Genomic DNA, 11,986 nt, shown 5'->3' with positions numbered 1-11,986 from the left:
GCGTTGGAGCGCGGGCATCCGCAACTGGGAACTCCCAGATGCGGTGTACCTGAACCCGGAGCGAGCGCAGAAAAACGCAGAGAATTACAAGCAAGCAGCGTAACGGCTGAGGCGACAACTACCTTGACACACGCCGCGAGTAAAGAAAAGTGACACCTCCGTGTGCGTAAACGGCCAACCCCGTACAGCCGCGACAGCAGCTAGAAGCGCCAAAACTCAGCCCCCCGCCGCCCGACCAGCAGCCCACCTCCCCCTCAATCCTTATTCGGATGCGTCATTTCAATCGGCACAATCCACCGCGCATATTCCTCCTCCGTCAGATAACCAAGCGCCAGCGCCGCCCCCTTGAGCGTCAGCCCTTCCTTATGCGCCTTCTTGGCAATCGCCGCCGCCTTGTCATACCCGATATGGCGATTCAGCGCCGTCACCAGCATCAGGTTCTTGTCGAGGTTCTCCGCGATCTTCGGCAGGTTCGGCTCGATGCCGATCGCGCAGTGATCGTTGAACGCGAGGCAGGAGTCGGCGATCAGCTCGATGCTTTCCAGCACGTTGTGGACCATCACCGGCTTGTACACGTTGAGCTGGAAATTGCCCTGGCTGCCGGCGAAGGCCACCGTCGCATCGTTGCCGAACACTTGCGCGCACACCATGGTCATCGCTTCGCACTGGGTCGGATTGACCTTGCCCGGCATGATCGAGGAGCCCGGTTCGTTTTCCGGGATGTTGAGTTCACCAATGCCGCAGCGCGGGCCGGAGGCCAGCCAGCGTACGTCGTTCGCCATCTTCATCAGGCCGCCGGAGAGCGTGCGCAGCGCGGCGGAGGTTTGCACCAGCGCATCGTGCGCGGAGAGGGCGAAGAATTTGTTCGGCGCGTCGACAAACGGATGGCCGGTGAGCGTGGCAATGTGGGCCGCGGCGCGCGCGCCGAATTGCGGATGCGCGTTCAGCCCGGTGCCGACCGCCGTGCCGCCGATGGCCAGTTCCAGCAGGCCCGGCTGCGCTGTCTTGACGGCGTTCAGGCCAAAATCGATCTGCGCGACCCAGGCGCTGATTTCCTGCCCCAGCGTAATCGGCGTGGCGTCCTGCAAATGCGTGCGGCCCGTCTTGACGATGTCCTGGTAGGCCTGCGCCTTGGCGGCCAGCGTATCGCGCAGGGCGCTCACCGCCGGGAACAGCTTGGTGTGGATCTGCTCGACCACGGCGATGTGCATGGCGGTCGGGAACGTGTCGTTGGAGCTCTGGCCGCGGTTCACGTGGTCGTTCGAATGCACCGGCTTCTTGCTGCCGAGTTCGCCGCCGGCAAGCTCGATGGCCCGGTTGGAGATCACCTCGTTGGCGTTCATGTTCGATTGCGTGCCGGACCCCGTCTGGAACACCACCAGCGGGAAATGATCGTCCAGCTTGCCGGCGATGACCTCGTCGGCCGCCTGCACGATCAGGSGGGCCAGGTCGTCAGGCAGCTCGCCCAGCTCGGCGTTCGCCTCGGCCGCCGCGCGCTTGAGGATGCCCAGCGCGCGAATGACCGGCCGCTGCCAGCGGAAGCGGCTGACGCCGATCGGGAAATTGATGGTGGAGCGCTGCGTCTGCGCGCCCCAGTAGCGATCCGCGGGTACGTCGATGGCGCCCATCGAGTCGGTTTCGGAACGGAATGCGGGCATGGGGATCACTCTCCAAACAAGACTACGTCAATGATGGCCCCGGCGCGGTGCCTGCGGCAGGCACCTTGCATCGGGTCGCGATAAACGCCAGCGCTGTCCTGCCGAGGGATCGTCCGCTCTTGGGTGTCCATGGCGAACTCCGGCCCGGCGTGCGGTGGCTGAAGTACGGGAGGCCGTGAGCCGTAATGGTCTCCCCTTTTGTGGAGGCGGCCCCGGCGCATACGTTGCCGCACCCGCCGCGAGCCAGGCTGAACGATATCCCAGCCGCCGGCCGCGGGCAATGAATCCCGACTAACCGGAGGGGTTCGTGCCGGGGGCCGCCCGGCAGGCCGGCGCGCTCATGCCGGCGCCGGCGCGGTATCGTGCACGGCAATCCCCTCGATGGGATCCATGACCCCGCGCCAGGGCGCGAGCCCGATGGCCCGCCTGGCATCCGCATGGCCTACGCTCCAGCGCGCTTCGATACCGCTCGCGGTGAAATCGATGTCCTTGGAAAGATCCTGGCCCCCGAACGGCGGCGCATTCAGTTCCACCACGTGCATGGTGGTATGGCAGCCCCAGCCCAGCAACTCCTTGACCGCGGCCGATTGCCGTTCGGGCTCCGGAATGTACTTGGCCAGCTCGCGAATCACATGGCGCAGCCGGTGCAGTTGCCTCTGCCGCGCCAGTTGGGTCTCCGCCCGGCTCGCATACTGGATGTCCCGTTGCCGGCCCATGGCGTCCCACAGCGTCTGCGGTTCCGGCCCTCGCACCGGCCATAGCTGCACGGTAAAGATGACTGAACTGCGGCGCGGATAATCATCGAGCACGGCTTCAAGCGGCGTGTTCGAGCAGATACCGCCGTCCCAATAGGCCTCGCCTTCGATACACACGGCCGGGAACCCTGGCGGGAATGCCGCGGATGCCATCACGTGCTCAAGGCTGACGGCGATATCGCGGTTGGTGAAGTAATGCATCTGCCCGCTGCACACATTGACCGTGCCCACGGTCAGCCGCGTGTGCTTCTGGTTCAGGTAAGGAAAATCCACGAGCGAAAGGAGCGTCTCGCGCAACGGGTCGGTCGAATAGAATCCGGCCCGTTCGACGCCAAGCTGCGCATGCAGGCCGAACCACGCGCCGGGATTGGGCACGAAAAAGTTGGGGATGCCCTGCATGACCGTGGCGAGGTCCGCGAGCTTGTTGTCGGCTCCGGGTAAGAGACTGGTCATCTCGAACGGACCACGCCGGGCAACCTGCTCCCAGAACTGCCGCAGCCGGGAAAGCCGGTCCGCGGCCTTGTTGCCGGCGATGATCGCGCCATTGATCGCCCCGATCGACGTGCCAATGACCCAGTCCGGTTCGATGCCCGCCTCGTGCAGCGCCTGGTAGACGCCGCCCTGGTAGGCACCAAGCGCTCCACCGCCTTGCAGCACAAGCACTACCTGTCCCGGCAATGCCGGGCCGGATGGCTCCGGGATGCCTTGCCCGCCTTCATCGGCCCGCGCCTCGGTATCCATGGCTTTCCCCTTTTGACAGGCCACTTCGTGATGGCATCGGACAGGGTACTGGCGATCTCGCACGGCCCGTTGCCGTGCCTGGCTGACTATGAAGCCTAGCACTTTGCCTCGATCTTTCCAGCGACAACTTCCCGGGCCGTCCGGGTGTTCACGGGTGCTCCCCGGGCCAGGTTCACCGGCCCGGGACATGCACGTGATTGGACCGGTACAATCGGCACGCCCGCCGAGCGCAGCGAGAATCCCAGGGAACCACCGGATGGCCCTGGCCGACGCCAGAAAAAGTGAACTTCAAGTACCCGCGTCTTTCGCGGCCGGCCGCTGCGCGGCGGTATTTTCTTTTCTTGAGTACTGAGTCAGGGGATAGCAATGGAAGAGTCGAAACCGGCAGACCAGGTTGAACAGTCGGCACAACTGCATGACATCTACACGGAACCCTCCGATCTGGATGTCGACACGCTAAGCAATCTCGGGCCGCTGACAGGCATGGCCGGTATCTGGCAAGGCACGCGTGGGCTGGACGTCAAGCCCAAGGTGGATGGACCGCGAAAGCAGGCGTTCGTCGAGCGAATCGAGCTTCAGCCGGTCGACCCCCAGACCAACGGGCCACAACTGTTCTATGGTTTGCGCTATCACACGCATATCACCAAGCCGGATCAGGTGAAGACGTATCACGAACAAGTGGGTTACTGGCTTTGGGAGCCTGCTACCGGGAACATCATCCACACGCTTACGATTCCACGCGGCCAGACCGTCATGGCCATGGGCAAGGCAYCCGCCGACGCGAAGGCGTTCGAACTGGTTGCAACGAAGGGATCCAGCACCGCCGGCATCAGCTCCAATCCCTTTCTCGAACTCGCGTTCGACACGGTCGAGTTCCGTATCAAAGTGACCATCAACGAGAACGGAACGTGGTCCTACGACGAGGACACGGTTCTCATGATCCGCGGCAAGACAGAACCGTTCCACCACACCGACCGCAATACGCTGACCAAGATCGGAGAACCCACGCCGAATCCGTTAGCCCGCAAATAGTTTGCTGGCGACAAACCCGCCCTGACAGGCGCCCAGGCGCGGGACAAGGTTGCCTTGCCGCGCACGCTGGGCGGCGGCGTCATGGCTGCGGCACCGCGCGCATGACCTGGCCGAGCAGTCCGAGCAGTTCCCGCGCTATGCCGGCAACGATGGCTTCCATCGCCTCCCCCGGCCCGAACACGGCGCGCACGCCAATGTCCCGCAGTTGCCTGACGTGGCCGGCGGGGATCACGCCGCCGGCAAACACCGGGGCGCGCAGCCCGCGCTGGCGCAGCGCGTCGACCAGGCGGGGCAGCAGGTCCAGGTGGGCGCCGGCGAGCGTGGAGACGCCCAAGGCGTCGAAGCCGCCCTGCGCGGCCACCGCGGCGGCTTCCTCCGGCGCCTGGAACAGCGGGCCCAGCGTGACGGCAAAACCGGCGTCGGCGAGCGCCGCCGCCACCGCCTTCGCGCCACGGTCGTGGCCGTCCTGTCCCAGCTTGGCAAGCAGCATCCTTGGCGGGCGGCCCAGGCACGCGTGCAGCTTGCGGACCTGCGCGCAGGCGGCTTCCCAGGCCGGCGCCGCGTCGCGCGCGGCGGCGTAGGCCCCCGCCGCGTAGGCCGGGACCATCGTGTAGCGCGGCCACGCCTGCTCCAGCGCGCGCGTGCACTCGCCAACTGTCGCCCGGCAGCGGACGGCGTCCATGGTCAGGGCCAGCAGGTTGCCCTGCCCGCTGCGCGCCGCCTTCGTCAGCGCGTACAGGGCCTGTGCCACGGCCTCGCCGTCACGCCCCGCCCTCAGCGCCGCCAGCCGCTCGCGCTGATGCGCCCGCACCTGCCGTCCGTCAATCTCCAGGCAGGCCGGCGCCTCCCCGGCCGCCGCCTGGTAGCGGTTGACGCCAACGATGACGCGCTTGCCGCCATCGATATCCGCCTGCGTCCGCAGGGCGGCGCGATGGATCAGCCCATGCACCCAGCCGGACTCGATGGCCGCCAGCACGCCGCCACACGCGGCAATCTCCGCCATCAGCGCGCGCACCTGCCCGGCAACCTGCGCGGTCAGCGACTCCATCATGTAGGAACCGGCCCAGGGGTCGGCGATATCGCACAGGCCCATCTCGTGCTGCAGGATCCGTTGCGTGTCCCGCGCCAGCCTGGCCGAATCGGCACTGGGCAGCGCCAGCGCTTCATCGTACGCATTGGTGTGCAGCGACTGCGTGCCGCCGAACACCGCCGCCATCGCCTCCACGGTGGTGCGAACGATGTTGTTCTCGGGCTGCTTCGCCGTCAGCGACCATCCCGAAGTCTGGCAGTGCGTGCGCAGCGTGGTGGCCCGGTCCGTAGTGCCGCCGAGGCCACGGACGATTTCGCACCACAGCAGACGCGCGGCGCGCAGCTTGGCAATCTCGGTGAAGAAGTCCGTGCCCACGCCGAAGAAGAAACTCAGCCGTCCGCAGAAATCATCCACATCCAGCCCGCGCGCGCGGATCTGCCTGACGTACTCCTCGCCGTTGGCCAGCGTCAGCGCCAGTTCCAGCACCGGGTCCGCCCCGGCCTCCTGAAAGTGGTAGCCGGAGATCGACATGCCGTTGAACCTGGGCACATGCCGCACCAGGTAGGCCACCACATCCGCGCAGATCCGCATCGACGGCCCGGGCGCGAAGATCCAGGTGTTGCGGACCATGTACTCCTTGAGGATGTCGTTCTGGATGGTTCCGCTCAGTTGCCCGAGGGGGATGCCAGCCTCTTCCGCCGTCACCAGGAAAGCCGCCAGCACCGGCAGCACGGCCCCGCTCATCGTCATCGACACCGAGACACGGTCCAGCGCGATGCCGTCGAAYAGGCGCTTCATGTCCTCCACCGAATCGATCGCCACGCCGGCCATGCCGACGTCCGCCTGTGCCAGCGCATGGTCCGAGTCGTAGCCGCGATGGGTCGGCAGGTCGAAGGCGACCGACAAACCCTGCGCGCCCTGCTCCAGCGCCTGGCGAAACGCCAGGTTGGAGGCGGTGGCATCGGCAAAGCCCGCGTACTGCCGGATGGTCCACGGCTTGCCCGCATACATCGAACGATGGGGGCCGCGCACGAACGGCGCCTCACCCGGCAGGCTGCCGAGGTGCGCCAGCCCCTCCAGGTCGGCGGCGGTATAAACGGTCTTGCGCGGCACCGCGCGTGCCGTGTCCGGCGGCTCTGCGCCAATGCTCATCGCACTCTCCATCGCTTGCGCGTCACCACGTCGGCAATCTTCTCGCCATCGCTGCCGCGCCGGATCTCGCACCAGTGCGCAAGACCGTCCGGCCGGATATCCACGGCGGAGAACGACAACTCCAGCGCTTCGCCGAGGTTGACGTTGCCGTGGAAGAACAGGTCCCGCGCCGCTACCGTCGGCGGCTCCTCGAAACGCTGCCATTGCCACTCGGCACGATCGACAATGGCCTGGAAGTTGGCGAAGTAAAGCAGGTCCGCGCCGTTGAAGTCGCCATAGGGGCAAGGCAGGTACTCGGCCGTGTACCGGCCATGGTGCCGGGTCTGCTCCAGGCCAAGATGCCCGCCCCAGTCTCCCGCGCGAAAGCGCTTGGCCAGCGCGGCCATTTCCACCGCCGCTGCCGGCGGCGGCCCATCCACAGGCATGTTGAACGCGGCCCTGACCACCGAGCGGTTGTCCCGCTCGCGCTGGCGCCGGATAAAGGTGGATACCATCGATACCTGCGCGCGCCTGGCGCCAGAGCCATCGCCTTCCAGCATCAGTTCGTGCGAGCTGAAATGCCGTGCGCCGGCCACCCGCATCAACCGCGTGTCCACGGAGAATGCCGCGTTCTCGCCAAGCGCTTCGAGCGAGGCCTCCCGCAACCGGATCGCGGTGAAGGCCGCGTAAGCCTTGTTGCCTTCCGCGTCCCTGAACTCCGGCAGGGCCTGGCCGGACAGCTCCGCCAGGCCCTGCCAGTGCAGGTCGCCGCACGCCTTGAGCAGCCAGTTCTCCGACAGGCCGGTATAGGACAGGTTCGGCATGCCGGCGACATAGCTTGTGCGCGCGTCAAACATGTCAGGCCGCCAGTGCTTGCGCGCCGAGCTTTTCGCTGACTATTGCCGCCAGGTATTCGGCATCGCGGGCGATGCCGGAAAAGCGCCCGGAGCCCCAGGTGTGCAGCCACGGCAAGCCAAGGAAGTACAGGCCATCCTGCGCCGTCACGCCGCGCACGTCGCCAGGATAGCCGCGCCCATTGAAGACAGGTGCCTCCAGCCAGCTGAAATCCGGGCGGAAGCCGATGCACCAGACAATGGCGCCGATGCCGGCCTCGGCTAGGTCCAGTGCCCAGCGTTCCTCGCCCGGCGTCCATACCGGCGCATACGTGCTGGCGGCCGGCGCGGCGATGCCGTGCTTGTCGATGAACTTGTCGATGCTGGCGTTGATGCGGTTGTACGTGTCGTCCGCATCGTCGAGGTTGGCTTTCAGGTTCGGCGTGAAGCGCAGCTTGCCGTCATGGAAGTCTTCCAGCGCGCCAAACAGTTCCATGCCTTCGGTGGCGAACTTGCGCAGGTCGATATCGCGCCCGCCATCGCGGCCGGTCACGTAGTGATTGGTGTTGTCGCGCACGCCTTCGCGCAGCGGATGCTCCTGCACCGGCATGTCGTAGTACTGCATGTCGGCCAGCCAGTCCACCACGTCCCGGCCACGGTAGAAGCGCGCGCAGCGCGGGGCCTGGCCGACAGCCAGGAACACCTTGCGGCCCGCCAGGTGCAGGTCCTCCGCGATCTGCGCGCCGGACTGGCCGGAGCCCACCACCAGCACGCCGCCTTCCGGCAAGGCCTGCGGGCTGCGGTACTCGGAGGACTGGAGCTGCCGGATGCCGGCGGGCAGGCGCTCCGCCATGCGCGGCACGATCGGCGTGTGATAGCCGCCCGAGGCCACCACCACCTGCCCGGCGGTGAAGTCGCCCTGCGAAGTGGAGACAAGGTAGCCACCCCGCTCCAGCGGCTTCACGCGACGGACCTCGGTATGCTCCAGCACCGGTGCGTTCACCATGCCGATAAAGCCATCGAGATAGGCGGTGATCTCGTCCTTCTTCATGAAGCCGTGCGGGTCATCGCCCTGGTAGGGATAGCCCGGCAAGGCGCACTGCCAGTTCGGCGTGACCAGGCAAAAGGCATCCCAGCGCTGGCTGCGCCAGGTGTGGGTGACGGTGTGCTTCTCCAGCACAAGATGGTCGATGCCGGCCTGCTTGAGGTAGTAGCTCATGGACAGGCCGGCCTGGCCGCCGCCCACCACGATGACGCTGTAGTGTTTGGGGGAGGTAGCCAGGGATTCGCTGTGGGTGTCAGACATGATGCGTCCTTCGTTGATTGCTGTGAGATGCGTTAAGGCTTTCGGATGCGTGCTAACGGCCGAAGCCAAGCACGCGCACGGTGGCGTCCAGCTGCGCGCTGAAACGCGTTGCCGTGTTCTCGATCTGTTCAAGCTGATCCATCGCGGACGAGCAGGCATAGCCATACTTCGCCCTGACGCGCTCCGAAGCGCTCGTCAGCGCCAGCCTGGCAAGCCGCATGAATTCCTCCAGCGCGTAGTCCTGCCCCGCGACAAAGAATTCGCTGACCACCGACGACGGTGAATAACAGGTGACCTCGCTCTGATCGGGCCAACGTACCCGGAAATGTGTCACTGGCATGGCCTCTCCTCAGGCATCGATGGGGGTGGCGTCCCGCGCCGGGCAACCGGCCCGCGGGACGATAAATGCATCGCGCGCGAAGTCCCACAACAGCGCGGTTTCGCCGGCGCCGCTGACCGAGACCTGCCGCGAATCGTCGATGACGCCGATCTCGGCGCAGGCAATGTCCCGCGCCCGGAATCGCTCGCTCACGCGCTCCGCATCCTGCTCGCGCACGGCCAGCAGGAAGCCATAGCTCGGGAACGCCGTCAGCCAGCGCTGCAGCGGCACGCCCGCCGGCGCCGGAATGCGGTGCAGGTCGATCCGGGCGCCAACGCCGGAGCACTCCAGCAGCATCAGCGCCGTGCCCAGCGTGCCGGCCATGCTGATGTCTTTCGCCGCGGCGCACAGGCCGTCCTCGGCCAGCACGGGCAGCAGTTCAAGATCGGCCAGCAACCGCCCGGCGGGCGCCCCGGTGGAGGCATTCCAGTAGGGATACGGCTCGGCAAAGGCGCCGCGCAGGTCGACCGCCATCAGCAGCCGGTCGCCCGGACGCGCCGCGAAGCTGGAGAGCAGGCTGCGCGCCCGGCCGACGATGGCCACCGCAAGCTGGCCGTGATCGCTGCGGGCGTTGCTGTGGCCACCCACGATGGGCACGCCATACGCGGCCGAAGCCGCCGCCATGCCCTTGAGCACTTCGGCGGCTTCGGCCACGCCCGCGCTCCAGATGGCGTCCACCACCGCCAGCGGGCGGCCGCCCATCGCATAGATATCGCTGACATTGACCATCACCGCGCTGTAGCCCGCGAACCACGGCTTGGCATGGATAAAGTCGCTGACCATGCCCTCGATGGCGAACAGGAGGTAGCCATCATGGTCCGCAATGGCGGCGCAGTCGTCACCCACGGCAACGGCCTGGCCGAGATCGCGCACCCCGCCCGGCAGCGCACTGCCGAGCGACGCCAGCACCCCGGCGATATCGGTCTTGTGGCCGAAGCCGCGGCTGGCGCGCAGGCTTTCCACGATCTGCGCGACGTTCATGCTCCGCTCCTTCCCATTGCCGGCATGCCGATGCGCGGCGTCAGGCAAGCCGGGTAGTAGTCCAGGTCGGCCTGCATCAGGTGGTGCGGGCGGCCAAGCAACGTCTCCTCCGCCAGCACGTTCCAATGCAGACGGCGGAACAGCGGCACGTTCTGGCTCTGCACATGCGCGAGGAACTTCGTGCAGCCAAGCCCGTGCGCGCTGCTCACCGCCAGCTTGATCAGCGTGGCGCCGATCTTGCCGTGACTGCGATACGCGGCGTGCACGGCAAGGCGGGAACCAAACCAGACGCCAGGCGCATCCTCGTGAATACGCACGGTGCCGACCACCATCCCGGGTGCATCCGCCTCGCACTTCACCGCCACCAGCAGTTGCGCCCGCGCGTCGGTCTCGTCGCGGTCGTCGCCAGTGAAGATGCCCTGCTCGTGGCAGAACACCGCCCGGCGCAGCGTCATGGCCTGCTCCGCCTCCCACTGCGCCCCGGCCCAGCGAATGCGGAACGTGGTCGCGGCAGGCACCTCCACGCAAAGGTCGTCGCTCATGCCGCCACCTCTTCATAGGAAGACAGGGAGGAACACGCGCCGCACTTGCCGCAGCCCGCCTTGATATCCGCCGAGCGCATGCCCGCCGCGCCGATCATGGCGCCGAGCGGCTTGAGGATGGACTTCATGAATTCCGGCGGCGGCGCCGGATGGTCTTCCAGCGGGGTGCCCGTGATCGGCACGAAGGGCACCACGAAGGGATAGACGCCAAGCGCAACCAGTTCCCGCGAGATCGACAGGATGGTCTCCGCGCTGTCGCCAAGCCCCGCGAGGATATAAGTGCTCACCTGCCCCCGGCCGAACACGGCCACCGCGGCCTTGAACGCCTCCATATAGCGGCTGACGGGCACCGCGGCCTTGCCGGGCATGATGCGTTCGCGCAGGGCCGGCGTCACCACTTCCAGGTGCATGCCGAGCGTATCGATGCCGGACGCCCTCATGCGGTCGAACCAGCGGTCGTCGTCGGGCGGCTCGCATTGCGCCTGGATGGGCAGGTCGACGGCCGCCCTGATCGCAAACGCGCTTTCGCAAAGAATGGCGGCGCCCCGGTCCGGCGTGGGCGGCGTGCCGGTGGTCAGCACCATATGCCTGACGCCATCCAGCAGCACCGCGGCACGCGCCACTTCGGCCAGTTGTTCCGGCGTCTTGCGCGCGATGGTGCGCCCCGCCGCGAGCGATTGCCCGATCGCGCAGAACTTGCAGGTCTTGCGGCGGCTCTCGTAGCGGATGCAGGTCTGCAGCACCGTGGTGGCCAGTACATCCGCGCTGTGCAGCGTGGCGATATGGGAGTAAGGCACGCCATCCAGCGTCTGCAGGCCGTAGAAGCGCGGCGCCTTCGGAAAGCTGATATTGGCAATCGGAATCGTGCCGCGCATCAGCGCGCTGGTGCCCTTGCCATCGGGCGACGACGCCACGAAGGGCGAGTGCCACGCGGTATTGGTATGCACAGGCACCATGATGGTCACGCCGTCGATGGTCACGGCCTTGTGGTCCGACGGCCCCGCGCCGCCGCGCCGGCTGGCGGCACCGGCCGCCGGGTCCAGCAGGCGCAGCCCTACCGATTGCAGCTCGGTCCGAAGTTCAGTTACCGACAGCCGGCTCGAGGCCGTCGTCATCTCGCTGGAGTTCATGTTGGGTGCTCCCGTGGAAGTTGGAGAAGGCGGCGGCCATGGGCGAGGCAGTCGCCGCCGGCCGGTCGTTGATCGCGAGGCTGAGCAGTTCCGGCCGGGCGTAGTGCCCCACCGAATCCATCATTCGCTTGCGCTTGGTGATGAGCGACATATCCAGGTCGGCGATCACCATGCCCTCGCCCTCGCGCAGCGGCGGCGCCAGGTGCTGGCCCTCCGGGGACACGATGGCGGTGTTGCAGCCGCCCCGCAGTGCCTTTTGCAGGCCGGGGTCGGTGGTCACGGAGGCGATCTGCTCGTCGGTCAGCCAGCCGGTGGCATTTACCACGAAGCAGCCGGATTCCAGCGCGTGATGGCGGATCGTGACTTCGATCTGCTCGGCAAAAATGGGACCCACCAGCGAGCCGGGGAACTGGCTGCAGTGGATTTCCTCGTGCTGGGTCATCAGCGCGTAGCGGGGCGCGTAGCGGG

11 protein-coding genes are annotated in these 11,986 nt (G+C 66.8%); 1 reads left to right on the top strand and 10 read right to left on the bottom strand.

The features are described from left to right. Positions 1-254 precede the first annotated feature (254 nt). Both fumC and AC1DKD_RS32490 read right to left on the bottom strand, forming a co-directional pair. The gene (gene fumC, locus AC1DKD_RS32495; protein ID WP_477144170.1) at positions 255-1,658 is read right to left on the bottom strand and encodes a class II fumarate hydratase; all 1,404 of its coding nucleotides are present in this window, start codon (positions 1,656-1,658) and stop codon (positions 255-257) included. A gap of 338 nt (positions 1,659-1,996) precedes the next feature. After that, positions 1,997-3,154, bottom strand: coding sequence for a patatin-like phospholipase family protein (locus AC1DKD_RS32490; protein WP_441625694.1), 1,158 nt, complete (start codon positions 3,152-3,154; stop codon positions 1,997-1,999). Positions 3,155-3,520: 366 nt separating this feature from the next. On the opposite strand from AC1DKD_RS32490, the gene AC1DKD_RS32485 reads away from it, so the two are divergent. Then, positions 3,521-4,186, top strand: coding sequence for an FABP family protein (locus AC1DKD_RS32485; protein WP_477144169.1), 666 nt, complete (start codon positions 3,521-3,523; stop codon positions 4,184-4,186). Between the two features lie 79 nt (positions 4,187-4,265). Here AC1DKD_RS32485 and scpA read toward each other — a convergent pair whose 3' ends face one another. The 8 genes from scpA to AC1DKD_RS32445 form a co-directional block, all read right to left on the bottom strand. Beyond that, positions 4,266-6,368 carry a methylmalonyl-CoA mutase gene (gene scpA, locus AC1DKD_RS32480; protein WP_441625698.1) on the bottom strand — a complete coding sequence of 701 codons (2,103 nt, stop codon included), beginning with the start codon at positions 6,366-6,368 and terminating at the stop codon, positions 4,266-4,268. Next, positions 6,365-7,204 (bottom strand): Pnap_2097 family protein, encoded by an 840-nt coding sequence (locus AC1DKD_RS32475; RefSeq protein ID WP_441625700.1) that lies wholly within the window; start codon positions 7,202-7,204, stop codon positions 6,365-6,367. Before AC1DKD_RS32475 ends, scpA begins: the two co-directional genes overlap by 4 nt. Position 7,205: 1 nt before the next feature. Continuing rightward, complete coding sequence (locus AC1DKD_RS32470) at positions 7,206-8,486, bottom strand: MSMEG_0569 family flavin-dependent oxidoreductase (protein WP_477144168.1); 1,281 nt, start codon at positions 8,484-8,486, stop codon at positions 7,206-7,208. A gap of 52 nt (positions 8,487-8,538) precedes the next feature. Then, positions 8,539-8,826 (bottom strand): MSMEG_0570 family nitrogen starvation response protein, encoded by a 288-nt coding sequence (locus tag AC1DKD_RS32465; protein WP_441625704.1) that lies wholly within the window; start codon positions 8,824-8,826, stop codon positions 8,539-8,541. Between the two features lie 9 nt (positions 8,827-8,835). Next, positions 8,836-9,846: a sll0787 family AIR synthase-like protein gene (locus tag AC1DKD_RS32460; RefSeq protein WP_441625706.1), complete on the bottom strand. Its 1,011-nt coding sequence runs from the start codon at positions 9,844-9,846 to the stop codon at positions 8,836-8,838. Next, entirely contained in the window at positions 9,843-10,388 is a 546-nt protein-coding gene (locus tag AC1DKD_RS32455; RefSeq protein ID WP_441625708.1) for an MSMEG_0567/Sll0786 family nitrogen starvation N-acetyltransferase, read from the bottom strand. Before AC1DKD_RS32455 ends, AC1DKD_RS32460 begins: the two co-directional genes overlap by 4 nt. Next, the gene (locus AC1DKD_RS32450; RefSeq protein ID WP_477111141.1) at positions 10,385-11,518 is read right to left on the bottom strand and encodes an MSMEG_0568 family radical SAM protein; all 1,134 of its coding nucleotides are present in this window, start codon (positions 11,516-11,518) and stop codon (positions 10,385-10,387) included. The genes AC1DKD_RS32455 and AC1DKD_RS32450 overlap by 4 nt, the downstream gene beginning before the upstream one ends. After that, positions 11,469-11,986, bottom strand: a 518-nt coding sequence (locus AC1DKD_RS32445) for a nitrilase-related carbon-nitrogen hydrolase (RefSeq protein ID WP_477144167.1), incomplete at its 5' end; no start/stop codon positions are given. The genes AC1DKD_RS32450 and AC1DKD_RS32445, both read right to left, overlap by 50 nt.

This window comes from Cupriavidus sp. 05T313 (assembly GCF_056396665.1).
The sequence above is the reverse complement of the archived record's forward strand: the minus strand, read 5'-3'. Positions and strand labels throughout refer to the sequence as shown.